The organism is Halomonas sp. SL18_1, assembly GCF_055755715.1.
Window position 1 is genome coordinate 730,794 of sequence record NZ_JBVTRK010000001.1, and the last position, 19,288, is coordinate 750,081.

General features: G+C 67.9%; 16 protein-coding genes and 3 pseudogenes. 6 read left to right on the forward strand and 13 right to left on the reverse strand.

Going from position 1 to position 19,288, the window contains the following annotated elements:
* Nucleotides 1-67 precede the first annotated feature (67 nt).
* The 6 genes and pseudogenes from ACSJDS_RS03750 to ACSJDS_RS03775 form a co-directional block, all read right to left on the reverse strand.
* On the reverse strand, nucleotides 68-388 hold the full coding sequence (locus ACSJDS_RS03750) for a type II toxin-antitoxin system RelE/ParE family toxin (protein ID WP_473032164.1): 321 nt from the start codon (nucleotides 386-388) through the stop codon (nucleotides 68-70).
* A 2-nt stretch (nucleotides 389-390) separates the two neighbouring features.
* A complete protein-coding gene (locus tag ACSJDS_RS03755; protein WP_473032165.1) occupies nucleotides 391-660 on the reverse strand; it encodes a type II toxin-antitoxin system Phd/YefM family antitoxin in 270 nt (89 codons plus the stop codon).
* A gap of 41 nt (nucleotides 661-701) precedes the next feature.
* Nucleotides 702-1,946, reverse strand: coding sequence for a Wadjet anti-phage system protein JetD domain-containing protein (locus ACSJDS_RS03760; protein WP_473032166.1), 1,245 nt, complete (start codon nucleotides 1,944-1,946; stop codon nucleotides 702-704).
* Between the two features lies 1 nt (nucleotide 1,947).
* On the reverse strand, nucleotides 1,948-5,331 hold the full coding sequence (locus tag ACSJDS_RS03765) for an ATP-binding protein (protein ID WP_473032167.1): 3,384 nt from the start codon (nucleotides 5,329-5,331) through the stop codon (nucleotides 1,948-1,950).
* A gap of 1 nt (nucleotide 5,332) precedes the next feature.
* Nucleotides 5,333-5,938, reverse strand: a complete 606-nt coding sequence (locus ACSJDS_RS03770) for a DUF4194 domain-containing protein (RefSeq protein WP_473032168.1) — start codon at nucleotides 5,936-5,938, stop codon at nucleotides 5,333-5,335.
* Nucleotides 5,935-7,401: pseudogene (locus ACSJDS_RS03775) on the reverse strand (DUF3375 domain-containing protein). Before ACSJDS_RS03775 ends, ACSJDS_RS03770 begins: the two are co-directional and overlap by 4 nt.
* 96 nt (nucleotides 7,402-7,497) lie before the next feature.
* Here ACSJDS_RS03775 and ACSJDS_RS03780 point away from each other — a divergent pair.
* Nucleotides 7,498-8,853, forward strand: a complete 1,356-nt coding sequence (locus ACSJDS_RS03780) for a deoxyguanosinetriphosphate triphosphohydrolase (RefSeq protein WP_473032169.1) — start codon at nucleotides 7,498-7,500, stop codon at nucleotides 8,851-8,853.
* Between the two features lie 7 nt (nucleotides 8,854-8,860).
* Here the strand turns inward: ACSJDS_RS03780 and ACSJDS_RS03785 are convergent, their stop codons facing one another.
* A complete protein-coding gene (locus ACSJDS_RS03785) occupies nucleotides 8,861-9,775 on the reverse strand; it encodes a nuclease-related domain-containing protein (RefSeq protein WP_473034968.1) in 915 nt (304 codons plus the stop codon).
* Nucleotides 9,776-9,906: 131 nt separating this feature from the next.
* Between ACSJDS_RS03785 and ACSJDS_RS03790 the strand changes: the two are divergent.
* Nucleotides 9,907-10,871: pseudogene (locus tag ACSJDS_RS03790) on the forward strand (NAD-dependent protein deacetylase).
* Here the strand turns inward: ACSJDS_RS03790 and ACSJDS_RS03795 are convergent.
* The 3 genes from ACSJDS_RS03795 to ACSJDS_RS03805 form a co-directional block, all read right to left on the reverse strand.
* Complete coding sequence (locus ACSJDS_RS03795) at nucleotides 10,756-11,160, reverse strand: YbaY family lipoprotein (RefSeq protein WP_473032170.1); 405 nt, start codon at nucleotides 11,158-11,160, stop codon at nucleotides 10,756-10,758. The pseudogene ACSJDS_RS03790 and the gene ACSJDS_RS03795 sit on opposite strands and share 116 nt — an antisense overlap.
* Nucleotides 11,161-11,171: 11 nt before the next feature.
* Nucleotides 11,172-11,546, reverse strand: coding sequence for a translation initiation factor Sui1 (locus ACSJDS_RS03800; protein ID WP_473032171.1), 375 nt, complete (start codon nucleotides 11,544-11,546; stop codon nucleotides 11,172-11,174).
* A gap of 90 nt (nucleotides 11,547-11,636) precedes the next feature.
* On the reverse strand, nucleotides 11,637-12,335 hold the full coding sequence (locus tag ACSJDS_RS03805; protein ID WP_473032172.1) for an HAD family hydrolase: 699 nt from the start codon (nucleotides 12,333-12,335) through the stop codon (nucleotides 11,637-11,639).
* A gap of 456 nt (nucleotides 12,336-12,791) precedes the next feature.
* Between ACSJDS_RS03805 and ACSJDS_RS03810 the strand changes: the two genes are divergently transcribed.
* Entirely contained in the window at nucleotides 12,792-13,085 is a 294-nt protein-coding gene (locus tag ACSJDS_RS03810) for a hypothetical protein (protein ID WP_473032173.1), read from the forward strand.
* 341 nt (nucleotides 13,086-13,426) lie between these two features.
* Here the strand turns inward: ACSJDS_RS03810 and fba are convergent, their stop codons facing one another.
* From fba to ACSJDS_RS03825, 3 genes are all read right to left on the reverse strand, one after another.
* Nucleotides 13,427-14,491: a class II fructose-bisphosphate aldolase gene (gene fba / locus ACSJDS_RS03815; RefSeq protein ID WP_473032174.1), complete on the reverse strand. Its 1,065-nt coding sequence runs from the start codon at nucleotides 14,489-14,491 to the stop codon at nucleotides 13,427-13,429.
* A gap of 72 nt (nucleotides 14,492-14,563) precedes the next feature.
* Complete coding sequence (locus tag ACSJDS_RS03820) at nucleotides 14,564-15,730, reverse strand: phosphoglycerate kinase (protein ID WP_473032175.1); 1,167 nt, start codon at nucleotides 15,728-15,730, stop codon at nucleotides 14,564-14,566.
* Nucleotides 15,731-15,767: 37 nt separating this feature from the next.
* Complete coding sequence (locus ACSJDS_RS03825) at nucleotides 15,768-16,790, reverse strand: type I glyceraldehyde-3-phosphate dehydrogenase (RefSeq protein WP_473032176.1); 1,023 nt, start codon at nucleotides 16,788-16,790, stop codon at nucleotides 15,768-15,770.
* A gap of 195 nt (nucleotides 16,791-16,985) precedes the next feature.
* Here ACSJDS_RS03825 and ACSJDS_RS03830 point away from each other — a divergent pair, with 195 nt between their 5' ends.
* From ACSJDS_RS03830 to ACSJDS_RS03840, 3 genes and pseudogenes are all read left to right on the forward strand, one after another.
* Nucleotides 16,986-17,447, forward strand: coding sequence for an Hsp20/alpha crystallin family protein (locus tag ACSJDS_RS03830; RefSeq protein ID WP_473034969.1), 462 nt, complete (start codon nucleotides 16,986-16,988; stop codon nucleotides 17,445-17,447).
* Nucleotides 17,448-17,483: 36 nt separating this feature from the next.
* Nucleotides 17,484-17,894 carry an Hsp20/alpha crystallin family protein gene (locus tag ACSJDS_RS03835; RefSeq protein ID WP_473032177.1) on the forward strand — a complete coding sequence of 137 codons (411 nt, stop codon included), beginning with the start codon at nucleotides 17,484-17,486 and terminating at the stop codon, nucleotides 17,892-17,894.
* A 154-nt stretch (nucleotides 17,895-18,048) separates the two neighbouring features.
* Nucleotides 18,049-19,100, forward strand: a pseudogene (locus ACSJDS_RS03840) (class I fructose-bisphosphate aldolase).
* The last annotated feature ends 188 nt before the right edge of the window (nucleotides 19,101-19,288 follow it).

A 19,288-nucleotide genomic window follows, 5' to 3' on the forward strand; every position in this document is an offset into this window, starting at 1 on the left:
TACGCGCTCTCTTGAAGGGCAGGCAAGCTCAAGACGCTGCTGCCGGCGCTGGCGGACGGCGAGTGAGTTAGCTCAGGAGTCGGCGCGCCAGCAGCCGCTGCATGTCGCGCCGGCTGTGGGCAATCAGATAGACGATGAGGCGCTCGTCATGCTGGCGATAGAGGATACGCACCGGCGGCTCGATGACCTGGCGATAGTCCCGGATACCCAGCTCCAGCAGCTCACGGGGATGGCTGCCGCGCTCGGGGTGCTGCCCCAGCGACATGATGCGCGCCTCGATGGCGGCGAGAAGCCGCTCGGCCGCAGGGGGTGAGTCATCGGCAATGAAGTCGTAGAGCTCGCGAAGGTCCTCGAAGGCCGAGGCAGTGAGCTCGACCTGCAGCGCCACCGCTAGCGCTCTCCTCGGCGCAACTGGTTGAAACACTCGGCCGCATCCAGAGTCTTGCCCTGCTCGACCTCCTGGCTGCCTAGCGCCAGGATCTTCAGCAGCGCCAGGGTTTCCTGGGTCTGCTCATAGCTCCTGATGTCCTGCACGACCATCCTGGCCTCGCCGTTCTGGGTGATCACCATCGGCTCGCGAAGCTCGTTGAGCGATCGGGAAATCTCGGCAGCATGGGCCTTCAGATAGCTGATCGGCTTGATGTTCTCTGAGTACTTCATGGCGTTCGGTTTCGCATGGGTGTGTGGACTTAATTTAGTCCTTATTCAGTTGTCCAGCAAGCGACACCGAGTCGCTCCCTCAGCCAGCCGAAGTCGATGCGCTCCTGCTCGAGTCGCACGCGCTCGGCCCAGGTATCGTCCCGCAGGGCAAGGAATAGCGCGAGCTCGGCGTCGGTGAGTCGGCTGGGGGTATGCCCGAGGCGCTTGTCGGCAGGCTCCTTGCCCCATAGCGAGCGGTGCGCCAGCAGCGTCTGCTGATCCATTAGCAGCGAGCGGGCTTCGGGCAGCGAGGCACGCACCCGGTCGAGGATACCGAAGCCGTGGGTGTCGATATCACCCCAGTAATGTATATCGACCTCCCTGAGCCAGGGGGTACGTACCAGATGTTCCAGACCGTAGCCCAGCCCGAATACCACCAGCGAGCGGGGTACGTCGGGAAAAGCCAGGCCGTTGGTCTGGTTCTCGGTGATGAAGACGCGCTCCACCGCCGGCCGGAAGGTGGCGAACTGCTCGGCGGGAAGGCTCAGGTCGCTCAGCCCCTGCACGTGGAGGGCCGGGTCGAGCAGGCGCAGGCGCACCAGCGGCGAGGGGCTGCGCAGCCCGAAGCGCTGGTTGAAGCCGCCTACCCCGCTGGCCTCGGGGTCGATGGCCGAGGCCGGCAGAACTTCGTCGAGCAGCGCTGCGAGCAGGCCGCGCCGGACCTCGATGAACTTGGTGTCGACACCGGGAATCGCCAGCTGGCGCGGATAGCAGCCGGGGCGCGGATGGCGCTGGAAGTGGTCGATCACGGCGAGCAGCTGTGGCCAGCTGTCCTCGTGTTCCAGCGCCCTGAGCGGCTGTCGACGCAGCCAGTCGGCCAGCTGCGGCTGGCGGGCCAGGATCTTCTCGGCCAGCGCATCGAAGCGCTCGGCATCACGCTTCCGGCCCAGCAGCCGCAGGGCGTCCTCGCTACTGGGAACGATCAGCTTGGCGGGGAGCTCGTTGCTTCCCTGCACGCGGTTGCCCTGGCGGCGGAACTCGATCGCGTAGCCATGGCCCAGGATGTCGCGACTGTTGTCACGCAGCTGCCTGACCCAGGCGGCCACCTCGGCGAAGCGTTCGGTGATGTCCCGGGCCGTGGGGCGGCGCAGGCGCAGGGCCAGCGGGAACAGCCCTTCGCTGCAGGAGTTATCATGGCCCGTCTGACGGGCCAGGCGGTCGGCGAGGAGGGCACCGCTGTCCCAATGGCGCTGCAGCTGGCGGCGGATCTCATCCGGCGTGGTCCAGGCATGGGTTCGCGACTGCACCTCACAGCACCTCGATCCGTTCCCGGGCGGCCTTCTCCTCGCGGTACTCCTCGATGGTCAGGTTGCGCAGCATCGATTGGCGCCCCTCTTCGTTGTGCACGAAGCCCACGCTGGCCACATAGGGCTCGATGATGTGGATCTTCTGCAGCGGGGTGACGATCAGCAGTTGCAGGTTGAGCCGGGCGAACAGCTCGAGGCCGTAGCGGGCGGATTCGTCGGAGCCGCGGCCGAAGGCCTCGTCGATGACCACGAAACGGAACGAGCGCGAGTGGCTCTCGCCCCACTCCAGGCCGAACTGGTAGGCCAGGCTGGCGGCCAGCACGGTATAGGCGAGCTTCTCCTTTTGGCCGCCCGACTTGCCGCCGGCGTCCGAGTAGTGCTCGTGCTCGCTGTCGTCCTCGCGCCAGCGCTCGGAGGCCGAGAACAGGAAGTGATGGCGCACGTCGGTGACCTTGCGGGTCCAGCGCTTGTCCAGTTCGCTGCTGCCCTCACGGCCGCGGAAGCGCTCGATGATCGCCTTGACCTGCAGGAACTTGGTCTCGGAATACTGCTCGTCGTCGCTGCCGCTTAGGGTGCTCTCGGTGCAGGCGCGCAGCTGCTGGCGGAAGTCGCGAACATCGGCATCCGGGCTGGGTTCGGCGACCAGGCGGATATAGCGCCCCGGGTTGTAGTCGATGTCGTGCAGCGAGGCGTTGATGGTGGCGACGCGGTCCCGGATGTCCTCGCGCTGGCGGTTGAGGAAGGCCTGGAAGCCGGCGATCTCGTTGATGGTGTTCTCGTTGAGCAACCGCTTGAAGCGCGCCTCGAAGCGCGGCAGGTCATCGGCCTGCAGCGCCGCCAGCAGGGTGCGATAGTCGTCGCCGGCGGCCAGGCTGGCATCCACCTCCTCGGTGTCCTGGGGCCAGGCGGTGCGGATGTGCTGCATGGCCTTGACGATCGCCTCGCTCAGCCGGTCGAGCTGCTTCTGGCGGGCATCGATGGCCGCCTGCAGCCAATCGCGCATCTCCCGCTCGCGGTTGTCGCAGGACTCAACGCTGAGCTGGTGCTCGCCCAAGGCTTGGGAACGTTGGGCATCGAGGCGCGGGAAGCTGACCTGGCGTTGCTCGGCAGCGAGGCTCTCGACCAGTGAGCGGGCTTCCGCGAGCTGGGCGTCGGCCGCCTCGCGCCGCGCCTTCAGGCTGCCCTGTTCGCTCTGGGCCTGGCCCCAGGCCGCCTCGGTGGCGGTGCTGGCGGCCTCCAGTTCCTGTAGCTGGGCCTGCAGCGTCCTGAGCCGGTCGGAGCTCTCTTCCAGTTTGCGGCGCTCTTCCTCGCGGCTGGCCAGCTGCGCCGCCGGGGTGCGCCAGTCGAGGACCCGGAACTCCTCGAAGCCCTGCAGGCGGCTGAGGTCGCCGCGCCGCTGGCCGAGCCGGCGCTGCTCGGCCTGGACCTCGGCCACCTGGGCAGCGCTGGCCTGGATGCGTCGCTGCAGGGTCTCGGCTTCTGCCTCCAGGGCGGCGATTTTGGCCTCGTTGCTCCAGCCCAGCACGTAGCGGGTACGGTCGTCGAGGCGATGGCGGTCGTCCTTCTCGTGACGTTCGCCGCCGGTCTTGAGCTGGCCGTTGCGGGTCAGGGCGCGCTGCTCGCGGCGGAACTGGTTCAGTTCGCGACAGCAGGCATAGTCGAAGCGCTTGCCCAGTTCCTGTTCCAGCCAGGCGTAGTGGTCGCTGTCGGGGCGAATGGCCAGCTTGCGTACCAGCGACTCGGGATGCAGCGAGGGTGCGGCGGCCTGGGTGCGGCGTACCCGGTAGTAGACCAGCCGGCCGCGCAGTTGGGTACGCTCGACCCAGTCGGCGACCTCGGCGTAGTGGGCGTCGGGCACCAGCAACGAGAGGGCGAAGTTGTGCAGCACCCGTTCGGCGGCACCTTCCCAGTCGCGGGCATCCTCACGCACCTGCAGCAGCTCGCCGGCGAAGGGAAGGGTGCCTTCCTCCAGGCCGGTGGCCTCACAGAGCCGCTGGCGCAGCGCGAGCATGCGCGCCGGCAGGTTGGAGCGGCGTTCGCGCAACGAGGCCAACTCGGCGTCGAGCGCGTCGTGCTGGTCCTTCAGGCCGCGCAGCGTCAGCTCGTGCTCGGTACGCTGCTCGGTCAGGGCGTTCTCGTCGTCGTCCAGGCTGGCCAGAGCCCGGTCGACGGCCGCGGCATTGGCCCGGAAGGTCTCGGCATCCTCGGCGACCTCCAGGCCCACCGCCTCGGCCAGCTCCCGGTAGCGTTCGGCGCGTCGGCGACAATGGTCGCGCGCCTTGACGAGTTCCTCGATCTCGCGGGCCAACTGGGCCAGGCGGTCGCCCCCGCTGTCGGCAATCGCCCGGCGCAGATCGTCGCGCTGGCTGGCCTCTCGGCGACGCTGTTCGGTCAGCTCATCGAGCCGGGTGGCCAGGCGCACCAGGTCCGCGTCCAGGCGTTCCAGCCGGCGTTCCAGCAGGGCGGCCTTGTGGTGGGAGAAGTAGCTCTTCAGCGCCTCGCGGTCCTCGACCTGTTCGGCCTGCTGCGCCGCCAGGGCCTCGTGCCGGTCGAGGTTGTCCACCAGCGGGGTCAGCGCCTCGATCTTGCGCCGTGCCTCGAGCACGGCGGCGTGGGCGCGGTCGAGGTCGTCGAAATGGCGGATCAGGCCGGTGATGCGCTCCTCCATGGGCAGCGCCTCGAGCATATGGGTGCGCACGAAGTCGGTGAGGTTGCCCACCGACTTCATCGACACCGTCTGGTTGAACAGCTCCATGGCCTGGTCGTTGGCGGCGCCCAGGCCGAAACGGCGGCGAAAGGCGGCCCCATAGGGCGGGAAGCTGTCGTGCAGCTCGACATGGGGGCTGTCGCGCAGGCGCTTCTTGAGGTGCTTGAGGTCGCTACCGAAGTCGTCGAAGTCACCGGCAATGGCCAGTTCACGGTCGGCCACCACGTAGAAGCGCTCCGGCTGGCCCTGGGTGTCGGTGATCCAGAACACCTGGGCCAGGGTCACGTGGGTATCGAAGCCCTCGTTGTAGAAGTGGCCGAGGATCACCGAGTAGCTGTTGTGGTCGCGCAGGCCCACCGACCTGGCGCTGAGTCCCGCGTCGCCGCGTTCGCTCTTGTAGTGGCCCAGCACGTAGGAGCGCAGGCTGCGCTCCTTGGCCTCGGCGCCGGCCGCCTTGTTGTAGGTGATGCGCTGGGCGGGCACCAGAAGGGTGGTGATGGCATCGACCAGGGTGGACTTGCCGGAGCCGATGTCGCCGGTCAGCAGGGCGTTGTCGCCACCGGCTTCCAGGCGCCACACGCGCCGGTGGAAGGTCCCCCAGTTGTAGACTTCCAGGCGCTGCAGGCGAAAGCCGGCGCGCCCCGGTGCCGTGCCGAAGTCGAGTTCGCCGAGCTGCATGTCAGCGTGCCTCCTCGGCATATTCACGGTATTCGGCCAGGCGCTGCTCGAACTCGGCGAGCCATTGGGCATCGACGAACGACTTGAGAAGGCGGCGCACCTCGTAGCGCTGTGTATCGCCCTTGAGGCGACGCAGGAAGCCCAGCTCCACCACCTTGTTGATATGGCCGTCGAGGCGGTCGAGCAGGCGCGCCTCGTTGCTGGTGTCGGCGAGGAACAGCGTGAGCATCTCCTGGAGCTGCTCGCGGGAGAGGATCAGGCGCAGTTCGTCACCGCCGGCATCCTGTTCGGCAAGCTTCTTGCGCAGCAGTGCCAGCAACAGGCTGACCGGGTAGCTCAGCGGCTGGCGCCGCACCAGGCGGGGCAGCGGGTTCTCGTCGTCGTCCGGTCGCTGGTACAGGTAGGCGTAACCTTCGACCTCGTCGAGCATCAGTGACAGCCCCAGCGGGGCCAAATGATCGCGCAGTCGCGCCTGGTGGTCGAGCAGGTCCTGCCACTGGCCGGGATCGCGGTCCTGATAGAGCACGCCCTTCATCAGGGCGATCAGGATCAACGAGAAACGCCGCTCGCCGGAGAGCGTCGGTGAGTCGAATGTCATGTCGCTCATGGGGTGGGCACCGGTTGACGGGTGAAGATGACGCGCGGCAGCCGGGCGCGCCGCCAGCGCCCCTGGTCGTCCTGCCAGGCGAGTTGTTGGGGGTGAGTCTCGTCGAGCAGCCCGTGGCGACCCTCGGTGGCGATGGCCAGCCAGGCCACCAGTTCGGCGAGTCCCTGCTGGAGTGGCTCGTCGGCCAGCAGCTCCTCGAGGGTGACCTGGTCGCGGGTCTGCAGCGCGCGCCGCACCCGGGCGCGCAGGCGCTCCTTGTCCACATGGTGCTGGTCGAACAGCGCCTGGGCGCCGATCGTCTGGTCGTCGCCGCTGGCCAGGCGCTCGGCGACGATGCGCGGCTTGACGGGCGGACGGAAGAGCGGACGCTCCATGGGCAGCTCGAGGCGTGGCGCTGGCTCGTCGAGGGTCATCACCTCCACCTGGGGGCGTCTCGCGCAGCGCCAGGGCGTGGCGCTCGATGTTGTGCAGAATCCCCATGATGCGGCGGTTCTCCAGCCACCCCTGGTCGTCCAGGTAGCGTCGCAGCTGCTCGGAGAGCCGGGCGACGGTACGCTGGGCCACTTCGCCGGCGGATAGCCAGTCGTAGTGGATGCGCGCCAGGCGCGGGTCGGGGGCCAGATCGGCGACCGTCTCCAGGTTGAGGGTGCGCTCCAGCAGTTCGGTGAGCTCTTCCTGGCGAGCCGGCGACATCAGGAACTCCCAGAAGGCATGGAAGCTACGTCCCTGGTCGGAGTCGCGGATGGCATCGTGGTCGCCGAAGACCTCTTCCAGTAGCTCGCCCTTGCTGCCCTCCCAGGTGGCGATGCGCTCACGCACCTCGCGGTCGAGGTGACGGAAGTTCTGTTCGACCTGGCGAAAGTCGGCGAGCAGGGCCCGGGCGGTGTCGGTCATCTGCAGGAAGCGCTCGCGCAGCGCCGTCGTCGCCATCAGGTCGAGACGCCCGGCGCGGATCTCGGCGATCTCGTCATCGATGGCATCGCGGCGCCGCTCAAGGTCGCGGATGCGGGCCTCTGGATCGGTCTCGCTCCCTTGGTCGATCTCGCGCAGCAGGTCGAAGACCTGCTTGAGGCGCGACTCCGCGCCGATGAACTGGCGTTGTTCGAGGCTCGACAGCCAGTGCAGAGCCTGCTCGGCGGCCGGGGTAAGGTCGAAGTGCGGCTCGTCCCCGCGGCTGGGTAGTACTTGCGCAACCAGCGGTGCCGGTCGTCGGCCCACTCGTTGAGGTAGGCCATGGCCTCGCGGGGAAAGGCCGCCTCCCCGATCTCCCGACGCAGATGATGGAGCCAGTCGTCCAGTTGTGCCGCCAGGGGTTGTTCGGCGATGCTGCGCAGGTTCGGCACGATGAAGGTGCGCTGCAGAAAGCCGATGATCATCGGGGCGTTTTCGGCACGCAGCAGGGTCCACGCCGGATGGGAATGGCGTAGCTGTTGCAGGTAGTCGAAATCCAAGGAGCGCATCATCCGCACAGGATAGCCTGGCGCGAAGAGCGACCCAAGTCAGCGATGGCAAAGCGTCGACCGGGAGTGCCAGAATGGGGCTCTCAAGGAGAGATGCCCATGACGCAGATGACCTGGCAGCGGCTGCTGGACCCCTCACGGCTGCACGGAGAGCGCAGCGGACGCGACGAAATCGGCCGCAGCCCCTTTCACAAGGACCATGACCGGATCGTCTTTGCCGGCTCCTTCCGGCGCCTGGGGCGCAAGACCCAGGTGCACCCGCTCACCGACAATGATCATATCCACACCCGCTTGACCCACTCCCTGGAAGTCGGCTGCGTGGGGCGCTCCCTGGGCATGATCGTCGGCGAAGGGCTGCGCGAGCGGCTGCCGGCCTGGATCACTTCGGCGGACCTGGGGGTGATCGTCCAGGCCGCTTGCCTGGGCCACGACATCGGCAATCCCCCCTTCGGGCATGCCGGCGAGTACGCCATCCGCGACTGGTTCAAGCGTGCCGAGGCGGATGGCAGCGGCCTGCTGGAGGGGCTCTCCGAGCACGAGCGCGCCGACCTGCTCACCTACGAGGGCAACGCCCAGGGCTTTCGCATCGTCACCCAGATCGAGTACAACCAGTTCCGCGGAGGCATGCGCCTGACTACCGCGACCCTGGGCACCCTGCTCAAGTACCCCTGGACCGTGGAGCATGCTGGAGCGGCCGGCAAGTTCGGCAGCTACCAGAGCGAAAAGGCCCTGCTGGCGGAGGTGGCCGAGCGGCTGGGGCTCTTGCCCCGCGGCGCCGGGCGCTGGTGCCGGCATCCCCTGGCCTGGCTGGTGGAGGCCGCCGACGACATCTGCTATGCGCTGCTCGACCTGGAGGACGGCCTGGAGATGGGCATCCTGCGCTTCGATGAGGTGGCCGAGGTGCTGCTGCAGATCGCCGGGGACCCGCCGGCGGACTACGCCGCCATGCAGCGTCAAGGGGTGTCCCAGCGGCGGCGTATCGCCGCGCTGCGCGGCGCCGCCATGGAGCGGGCGGTCAATGACGTGGGAGCGGTGTTCGTGCAGCACGAGGCCGAGCTGCTGGCCGGCACCCTGCAGGAGGATCTGCTGGAGCTATGCCACCCCGATCTGGGCTGGGGCGTCAAATCGGCCAAGCAGCTGGCTCGGGAGCGGATCTTCCAGAACGAGCGCAAGGCCAAGCTGGAGATCGGCGCCTATACCACGCTGGGCATTCTGCTGGAGGCCTTCATCGGCGCGGCCCATGAGCTGCACCACACCGGCCGCTCCAGCTTCAAGCACCAGCGGGTGCTGGCGCTGATCGGTGAAAACACTCCGCTGCCCTCCTGGTCGCTCTATGCCAGCTATCGACGCATGCTCGACTTCATCGGCGGCATGACCGACCACTATGCGGTGGATCTGGCCCAGGAGATGGGCGGCAGGCTCAAGGGGACTGAGCCGCTCCGCGCGTCTTCTTGAACAGCGCCTAAACGGCAGGGGGGCGCAGGTTGGGCGACTCTTCCAGCAGGGCGGCTCGCTCGAGCAGCACGCTGATCGCCTTGTCATGCAGGGCGTTGCTCAGCTCGCCGAGGTGCTGCTCGATGAGCTGCTGGGAGAGGGTCTCGCCGCTGACCACGAGCAGCCCCTTGGCCGGGGCCTGGCAGAGGATGTCCCAGCCGGGCAGCGCCAGCACCCCGCGCACCGGCACCGGTTCGCCACACTGCGTCTCCAGCCACTCGGCCAGCCAGCGCGTATCGTGGTGGACCTTCTCCAGTGACCGGCGCTCGCTCCAACCGGGGAAGCGCAGCCGGTCGCGCTCCACGGTCACCACGTTGATCTCCTTGCCGGCGGCGGTAAAGGGGCGGGTACGGGCGCGGGTCTCGACCACGAAGATCCCGTGGGGAGTGACCACCACGTGGTCGATGGTGTGGCTGTCGGTGGGCACGTCGTGGAAGACATAGTAGGGATGGGCCTCGGGGCGAATCAGCCGCTCGAGCTCCTGACCCACGGCCAGCTCGCAGGCCAGCCCCAGCTTGATGCGTCGGATGTGCTGGAAGTCGCGGATCAGCAGGAAGCAGAACACCAGCACCAGCAGGGTGCTGAGCGCACCGTAGAGGGCCCACTCGATCCAGATTTGCTGGTTGGCGAAGAGCATGCGCCCCATGCCGTAGACCAGCGGGGCCAGGGTGACGATGGGGCCAAGCGCGCCGTCCAGGAACAGCGTGCCGAAGGCGCGGTCGAGGCGGTCGCGCAGGGCCTGCCCGGGTTCGCGCAGGGGGCGGGCGTTGAACGGTGAGCGCACCCGGGCGTCATGCAGGTTGCGCAGGGCGATCACGATCACCGCCGTTGCCCCCAGGGGGAACAGGAAGATCAGGGGAAGCAGGTATTCCAGCCAGGCCATCAAGGGGTCCGTCCTTGCCTGTTATGGGCGCATGAGCGATTCATTCTAGACAACCTCACCCTGCCAGGGCCATGGTCTTCGTTGGGAAGCCGTGGTGAAGCACGATGGCCGGCAGGCCAGGGGGAGAGACGATGAGCGAAACAGCAGCGGCGAGACAGGCGGTCGCGGATGAACGGCTGAGGGCCTTCGTGGCGCGCTACCCGCGCCTCGTCGTGATCACCGGCGCCGGGGTCAGCACCGACAGCGGCATCCCCGACTACCGCGATGCCAGCGGTGCCTGGAAGTGTTCGCCGCCGATGCAGCATCGCGAGTTCATGAGTCGCCACGGGGCGCGTCAGCGCTACTGGGCACGCGCGCTGGTCGGCTTTCGGGCACTTCAGCAGGCGCGGCCCGGCCCCGCGCACCGCGCGCTGGCCGAGCTGGAGGCGCAGAGCGTGGTGAGCGGACTCATCACCCAGAACGTGGATGGCCTGCACCAGCAGGCCGGCTCCCGCCGGGTGGTCGACCTCCATGGTCGCGCCGACCTGGTGCGCTGCATGGCCTGTGGCGCGCGACGCATGCGCCATGACTTTCACGCCGAGCTGGCGGCATGCAATCCGCAGTGGCAGACCGCCGACGCCGCCAGAGCCCCGCTGCGGCCCGACGGCGACGCCGACCTGGAGCGGGATTTTGCCGACTTTCAGGTGCCGGGCTGCGGGCGCTGCGGCCGGGGATCTACAAGCCCGACGTGGTGTTCTTCGGCGACAGCGTTCCCGCCGCGCGGGTGGCGCAGGCCATGGCCCTGGTCGAGGCGGCCGATGCGCTGCTGGTGGTGGGGTCGTCGCTGATGGTCTATTCGGGGTACCGTTTCGCCCGGGCCGCGGCTCGGGCCGGCAAGCCGCTGGCCTGCGTGAACCAGGGGCGTACCCGGGCCGACGGGCTCTATGCGCTGAAGCTCGAGGCCTCGGCCGGCGAGACCCTGAGTGCCCTGGCGGCGGCCGTCAGGGCCGAGCCGCCAGCGGGAGATCGATATCATCGGCCGATGCCTCGGGATCCACTGCCACCGGCTCGGGCGAGGCATGGGTCAGACGCCCCGCCTGACGAAGCTCGGCGCTGAGCCGTGGCGCTTCGGCCGCGGCGAGGGCTCGGCGGTCATAGCGAAGCACCGCCGGCCAGGGGCCGCTGCCGTGCGCTTCGAGCCGGGTCTCGGCCAGGGTGCCATCGGCATCGCTCAGGGCGACCCGAAGTTCGGCGCGGTCGTCGAGGCTCAGGCCCTGCGGGGGGAGCACCCGGGTGTTCAGCTCGGCGAACTCCGGCGTGGCGGCGCAGCCGGCCAGCGCCAGGGCGGCCAGCAAGGGCAGCGCCAGGCGTCGCGGGCGCCCGAGGAAACGGTGTGTCGGGGACATAGCGGACCTCCCTAGCCGCCGGCGAGCTTGACGGTGTAACCGCGGCTCTCCAGCTCGGTCTTGAGCGCTTCGCGGTGGTCGCCCTGGATCTCGATCACCCCCGCCTTGACGGCGCCACCGGTGCCGCAGCGCTGCTTGAGGGCCTTGGCCAGGGCCTTGAGCGCTTTCTCGGCCAGCGGCACGCCGGCTACCGTGGTCACCCCCTTGCCCTTGCGGCCGCTGGTTTCCCGGCGAATGCGCACGATACCGTCGAGCGCGGCGATCCGCGCCTGCTCGGCCGCTTCGGCGCAGCTGCACTCCGCCTTTGGGTGGCGGCAGCCGGGGCAGATGTCGCCGTGCTCGGTGGAGTAGACCAGGCCGCGCAGCTGGTCCTGCAGGGTCGCCATGGCGGGCTCCTTTGCGGTGGAGGTGAGGCGATGATACCGCTGGATGGCGCGGCCTGCATCCCGCCCCGGGCCCTTGGCTTGGGTGCCGGCTCAGCGGCTGAGGGCGCTCGACCGGCGCTGCGGCTCCATCGCGCCGGCCAGCTGGCTGACGACCGTGGGCAGCTGGTACATGCTGGTGATCATGATGGCCCCCTCGGGGGTCTCCTCCGCGTCGGGGAAGCGATTGAGGTGGACCACCGTCATGCCGGCGGCCAGGGCGGCACGCACGCCCACCACGGAGTCCTCGATGGCCAGGCACTGCGCCGGGGCATAGCCCATCTCGCTGGCCGCATGCAGGTAGAGGCGGGGGTCGGGCTTCCAGCAGTTGGCCGCGTAGGCGCTGAACAGGCGATCGTCGAACAGGCCATCGAGACCGGTAGCGACCAGTGAGGTGCGGATCTTGTTGGCCGGGCCGTCGGAGACCACCCCCATGGGGTAGTGGTGCAGCAGCGCCAGGGCTTCCGCGGCGCCTTCGATGGGGGTGAGCTCGGTGGCCAGGCGGTGATTGAGGTTGGCCCGCATGGTGGCCTCGAGGGGCGCCAGGGTGGCGGGGTCCACGGGGCCGTGCCGGCTCTCCAGCTCGGCGACGATCCGGCGGAAGCGGGCCCCGCGGAACTCGCCGATGTAGTCGTTGACCTGGAACGGCAGGCCGACGGCGTTGAGGGCTGTGGCCATCTCGTCGGCGAGCAGGGGCTCGCTGTCGACCAGAGTGCCGTCACAGTCAAAGAGCAGGCAGAGCGGGCGTGTCATTGCCGAACATCTCTCGCAGGCCAGGGGCGTTTCACCGCTACGTGGTGATCATTACCTTATCTGTGTCCGACCGTTCGCGCGTCTGGCAGCACACTGCGCAAGACTTTGCGAACGCCGTTTCCGAATAGTATTGCGCCAACCTGGCCAACCTTCAAGGTGAAGGTGGCCGCTGGGGCGCCGATTCGGGTGGCGCGCCAAGGCGCATGTGTCAGATATCACCACCGAAAGCGGCCGGGGCGGGGTGTCATTCTCGAACCGTGGTGTTTCCTTATCCTTTTGATATTAAAGATATTTGTCGAATCATGGCCGGAGGTTGGCCTGCCCTGTGCAACGTTCAGGGTGATTCGACACGGTCGGCGACCACGCCCTAAAGGCATAACGCCGGCAAGCAACTTGGAAAGCCTTCGCGGCTTTCGCCATTCGCAAGTCCAGACCTGAAGATTGGAGGTGCGACCCATGATGTCCAAGGAATTTCTCAAGAAGCTCGGTGTGCTCGGTGTGTCCTTCGGCCTGCTGGCCAGCCCCCTGACCTTTGCCGGCTTCCACGAGGAAGAGGAGCAGGAGCCGGTGCCGCAGGAGGAGACGGCGCCCGATGAGAACTACGGCTCCGCCGATGACACCTTCGGCACCGACCATGACGCCACCGAGTACGAGGACGAAGAAGAGGAGTTCGAGTTCGAGTACGAGGAGGAGAACGAAGAGGAAGAGTGGGAAGTCCCGAGTGACGACGACGATGACGAGGGCTGGTAAGCCCTGAGGCCATCCAGGAGGGATGGCCGTTCTCCCATCGGGTGATCACGGCAGCGTCACCCGCCTTCGCCGCCCCGGCCGCCACCGGGGCGGCTTTTTCGTCGCTGTGGCCCGGGCGCTGGGGCGTCACCCTTGACGCCCCTGATGCGGCTGCCTTGGCGTTTCGGCTACCTTATTTGGCACTTCGCACTTTAGCGTGAACATGTTTGCCAGGTTCTATGGTGGGAGGCCGGCTCTGCCGGGCGAAGGCGCCGCAGGCGCCCATGGGTAGCGCTGCGCGCTACTTCGCGAGCTGAAGCTCCCTCCACAGGGTAAGTTCACGCCAGTCTGCGATGAACCCTTTATTTCACCTTGGGGGCCAGCTCGCCGCGCTCGTAGCGCTGGTACATGGCCTCGAGGCTGATCGGCTTGATCTTCGACGCGTTGCCGGCGCAGCCGAAGGCCTCGTAACGGGCGATGCAGATATCGCGCATCGCGCTGACGGTCTCCTTGAGGAACTTGCGCGGGTCGAACTCGGACGGATTCTGGGCCAGGAAGCGGCGCACCGCGCCGGTGGAGGCCAGGCGCAGGTCGGTGTCGATGTTGACCTTGCGCACGCCGTGGCGGATGCCCTCGACGATCTCCTCGACCGGCACGCCGTAGGTCTCGGGGATCTCGCCGCCGAACTCGTTGATCACCGCCAGCCACTCCTGGGGCACCGAGGAGGAGCCGTGCATCACCAGGTGGGTGTCGGGGATGCGGGCGTGGATCTCCTTGATGCGCTGGATGGAGAGGGTGTCGCCGGTGGGCGGCCGGGTGAACTTGTAGGCGCCGTGGCTGGTGCCGATAGCGATGGCCAGGGCGTCCACCTGGGTGGCCTTGACGAAGTCGGCGGCCTCCTCCGGGTCGGTGAGCAGCTGCTCCATGTCGAGCTTGCCCTCGGCGCCGATGCCGTCTTCCTCGCCGGCCATGCCGGTCTCCAGGCTGCCCAGGCAGCCCAACTCCCCCTCCACGGAGACGCCGCAGGCGTGGGCCATCTCCACGGTGCGCCGGGTGACGTCGACGTTGTAGGCGTAGTCCATGGGGGTCTTGCCGTCCTCGCCCAGCGAGCCGTCCATCATCACCGAGGAGAAGCCCAGCTGGATGGAGCGCTGGCACACCGCGGGGCTGGTGCCGTGGTCCTGGTGCATCACTACCGGGATGTGCGGAAATTCCTCCACCGCGGCCAGGATCAGATGGCGCAGGAAGGGCGCGCCGGCGTACTTGCGGGCGCCGGCGGAGGCCTGGACGATCACCGGGGAGTCGGTCTGGTCGGCGGCCTCCATGATGGCGCGCATCTGCTCGAGGTTGTTGACGTTGAAGGCCGGCACGCCGTAGCCGTATTCGGCGGCGTGGTCCAGCATCTGGCGCATACTGATCAGTGCCATGAACTCACCTGTGTCTATCGCTGTGCAGAGGCGGCACCGCCGGTGGCGGTGCCGGTCAAGGGATGTCGGGGCTTAGCGGGTGGCGGCGTCTTCCAGAGCCTTCACCGCCGGGAGGGTCTTGCCTTCGACGTATTCGAGGAAGGCGCCGCCGCCGGTGGAGATGTAGGAGACCCGATCATTGATCTCATACTTGTCGATGGCGGCCAGGGTGTCGCCGCCACCGGCGATGGAGAAGGCCGGGCTCTCGGCAATGGCCCGAGACAGCGCCTCGGTACCCTGGCCGAATTGGTCGATCTCGAACACGCCCACCGGGCCGTTCCAGAGGATGGTGCCGGCATCCTTGAGCAGGCCGGCCAGGCGCGCGGCGGTCTCCGGGCCGATATCCAGGATCATCTCGTCGTCGCCAACCTGATCGACCGGCTTGACCACTGCCTCGGCCGACTCGGAGAACTCGGTGGCTACCACCACGTCGGTGGGCAGCGGGATCTCGACCCGCTCCATCAGCGCCTTGGCCTGGGGGACCAGGTCGGCCTCATGGAGCGACTTGCCCACCGGATGGCCCGCCGCGGCGATGAAGGTGTTGGCGATGCCGCCGCCGACGATCAGCTGGTCGCATTTCTCGGAGAGGGCGTTGAGCACGTCGAGCTTGGTGGAGACCTTGGAGCCGCCGACGATGGCGGCCATGGGACGCTTGGGGCTGGCCAGCGCCTTCTCCAGGGCGTCGAGTTCGGCGGCCAGCAGCGGGCCGGCACAGGCCGCCGGGGCGAAGCGCGCCACGCCATGGGTGGAGGCCTGGGCGCGGTGGGCGGTACCGAAGGCGTCCATCACGTAGATATCGCACAGCGCGGCGTACCGCTTGGCCAGTGCCTCGTCGTCCTTTTTCTCACCGGCATTGAAGCGCACGTTCTCCAGCAGCACCACCTCGCCGTCGGCCAGGTCCAGGGCGGCGTCCAGGTAGTCGCTGATCAGGGTCACCGGGCGGCCCAGCAGCTCACCCAGGCGCTCGGCCACCGGCGCCAGGGAGAACTCCTCGGCCGGCTCGCCCTCGGTGGGGCGGCCCAGGTGGCTCATCAGCATCACCTTGGCGCCGGCCTCCATGGCGGCCTGGATGGTCGGCAGACTGGCCCGCAGGCGGGCATCGCTGGTCACCTTGCCATGCTTGACGGGCACGTTCAGGTCCTCGCGGATCAGCACGCGCTGTCCACGCAGGTCAAGGTCGGTCATCTTGCGCACGTTCATGGAAGCGGATTCCTCATTTGGGAAGGGCCGAAGTAAATTAGTTGGCGGGCGGCATCGCCGCCACGCGCCGAGCGACGTCGAGCATGCGGTTGGCAAAGCCCCATTCGTTGTCGAACCAGCACAGCAGCTTGATCAGGCGGTGGCCGGCCACCCGGGTCTGAGTGGCGTCCACGATACCGGAGCGGGGATCGTGGTTGAAGTCGACGGAGGCCATGGGTTCCTCGGTGTAGCCGAGCAGGCCGGCCAGGCGCTCCTGGCTGGCGTGGCGGAGCAGGGCGTTGACCTGGGCGGCGCTGGTGTCGCGGCGCACGCACAGCGACAGGTCCATGGCCGAGACGTTGATGGTGGGCACGCGCATGTGCAGGCACTCGAAGCGCCCGGCCAGGTGCGGCATCAGGCGATTGATGCCGCGGGCCAGGCCGGTGTCCACCGGCACGATGGAATGCATCGCCGAGCGGGTCAGGCGCAGGTCGGTCTGATGATAGGCATCGATCACCGGCTGGTCGTTCATCGCCGAGTGGATGGTGGTGGTCACGCCGTGTTCGATGCCTAGCGCCTCGTCCAACACGGTGAGCACCGGCACCAGGCAGTTGGTGGTGCAGGAGGCCGCCGAGAGAATGCGCTGCTCGGCTCTGAGCTGTTCGTCGTTGATACCGCAGACGATGGTGGCGTCCACGTCGCTCTCCGCGGGCTGGGAGAACAGCAGCCGCCCGGCCCCGGCCGCGAGATGACGCTCGGCGGTGGCGCGGTCCCTGAAGCTGCCCGAGCACTCCAGCACCAGGTCGATGCCCAGGGCCTGCCAGGGCAGCCGGGAAGGGTCGCTCTCCGAGAGCACGCGAATCGGCCGGTCGTTGATCACCAGGCGGCCATGCGCCGCCGATACCTGGCCGGGGAAGCGGCCGTGAGTGGTGTCGTAGCGGGTCAGATAGGCGATGGTATCGAGGTCGGAGAGCTCGTTGATGGCCACGACCTCGAGCTCGGGGGCGGCCCGTTCCACCAGGGCGCGCAGCACGCACTGGCCGATGCGGCCGTAACCGTTGATGGCGATACGCTGGGCCATGGGGGCGCCGAAGTCTCCTCGAGCGGGCGGGGCAAAGCGGTAATTCTAGCGCAAATGCCCCGTCGAGTCCCAGCCGACGATGGGCGGCCGAAGGGGCCTTGAAAAGCGCGGGCGCACCCCTATTTCTCCTTTCGGGGAGCCTTGCGAGGCCGTGCCCCATCACTTTTGCCCTGTCTAGCGTAGGAGGTGTTCGTGATGTTCGGAGATCTCAGGCGTTTCGATACCGGGTCGTCCCGGGGCGTGGATTGGTTCCGCCAACTGATGGACGAGATGTTTCCGGAAAGCGGTGCGGCGGATATCCGCTCGGTGCCTCGTGGCAGCTACCCGATGATCAATGTGGGACGCACCGATGATGCGGTGCGTGTCTATGTGTTCGCCGCGGGGCTGTCCGCCGACGAGCTCGATGTCAGCATCCAGGACAACGTGCTCACCGTGCGCGGCACGCGCGCCGCCGAATCCGAGGCGGCCGAGGGAGAGGCGCGGCGTCCCTACTTCCGCCGCGAGCGCAGCAGCGGCGAGTTCGCCCGCGCCATCGCGCTGCCCGACGGCCTGGATGCCGACCGTGCCGAGGCGCGTTGGCACAACGGCGTGTTCGAGATTTTCTTGCCCAAGCGCGAGGAACTCAAGCCGCGGCGAATCGAGATTCGTTCGGCATGACATCGTCCAGCGTCGATAGTGAGGAGGTGAGCCGTCATGAAGGATATCGCCAAGCAGCAAGACACCGCCCGCCAGCTGACCGCCGGTCAGCCGCCGGTCACGGGCGAGCCTCAGGAGGTGGCGCTGCAGCCGCCGGTGGACATCTACGAGGAGGGCAACGCCCTGCACCTGGTCGCTGACATGCCCGGTGTGACCGCTGAGTCGTTGAGCATCGAGGTCGACGACAGCGTGCTGAGCCTGGAAGGGGAGATCCGGCTCGACATGCCGGAGGGCCTGTCGGCCATCTACGCTGAGGTGCGGGCGCAACGCTTCGCCCGGCGCTTCACCCTGAGCCAGGAGATCGATACCGCGGCTATCGAGGCGCGGGTGGAGAATGGGGTCCTGCACCTGGTGCTGCCCAAGAAGCAGACCCATCAGCGGCGGCGCATCGAGGTCAAGGCGGCCTGAGCGCTCGCCCCGGCGGCCGACGGGGCAGTGCCGTCGGCCGCTCCCGCCTGTTAGGCGCCACCTGCCGCACGACTCTCCCCGATGCGCTCCTTCCCCGCGGCGGAACGCTTGCGCTACGCTGAAAGGGCCGGGAGATCCGATCAAGGGGAGAGAGATGACCGATATCGTCAGCTTGCTGGGCGACGACGCCCACCATCTGCTTGAGCACCGCTGTGAGGGCGTGCCTAAGGAGTCGCTGCACCTGCCGGGGGCGGACTTCGTCGACCGGGTGGTGGTGGCGAGCGACCGCAGCCCGGCGGTGCTGCGCAATCTCCAGTCGCTGTTCGACCACGGCCGGCTGGCCGGCACCGGCTATCTCAGCCTGCTGCCGGTGGACCAGGGCATCGAGCACTCCGCCGGCGCCTCTTTGCGCCCAATCTGCGCTATTTCGATCCGGCCAATATCGTCGAGCTGGCCCTCGAGGGGGGCTGCAACGGCGTGGCCTCGACGCTTGGCGTGCTGGCCTCGGTGGCCCGGCGCTATGCCCACAGGGTGCCGATGATTCTCAAGCTCAACCACAACGAGACCCTGAGTTATCCGGCGATCTACGACCAGACACCGTTCGCCCAGGTGGAGCAGGCCTTCGACATGGGCTGCGTGGGCGTGGGGGCGACCATCTACTTCGGCTCCCACGAGAGCCGTCGGCAGATCCTGGAGATCGGCGAGGCCTTCGAGCGTGCCCATCAGTTGGGCCTGGTCACGGTGCTGTGGGCCTACCTGCGCAACCCGGCCTTCAAGCAGGAGGGCGCCGACTACCACGTGGCCGCCGACCTCACCGGCCAGGCCAACCACCTGGCCGCGACCCTCAAGGCGGATATCGTCAAGCAGAAGCTGCCGGAGACCAACGCCGGCTATCGCGCCATCGGCTTTGGCCATACCCACGACCGGGTCTACAGCGAGCTGACCTCCGATCACCCCATCGACCTGGCGCGCTACCAGGTGGCGAGCTGCTACATGGGGCGTGCCGGCCTGATCAACTCGGGCGGCGGCTCGAAGGGGCAAAGCGATCTCGCCGAGGCGGTGCGCACCGCGGTGATCAACAAGCGCGCTGGCGGCATGGGGCTGATCTCCGGACGCAAGGCCTTCCAGAAGCCCCTGACCGAGGGCGTGGCGCTGCTCAACGCCATCCAGGATGTCTATCTCGACGACTCGATCACCGTCGCCTGAGCCCCAGCGCCCGCCCGCGTGATGAACGAAAAAAGGTTCATCGCAGACTGGCGAAACTGGCTTTGTGGGAGGGAGCTTCAGCTCGCGAAGTAGCGCGTAGCGCTACCCAAGGGGCGCCTGCGGCGCCTTCGCCCGGCAGAGCCGGCCTCCCACCTTGAAGCTTGCCAAACATGCTCACGCCAGTCTGT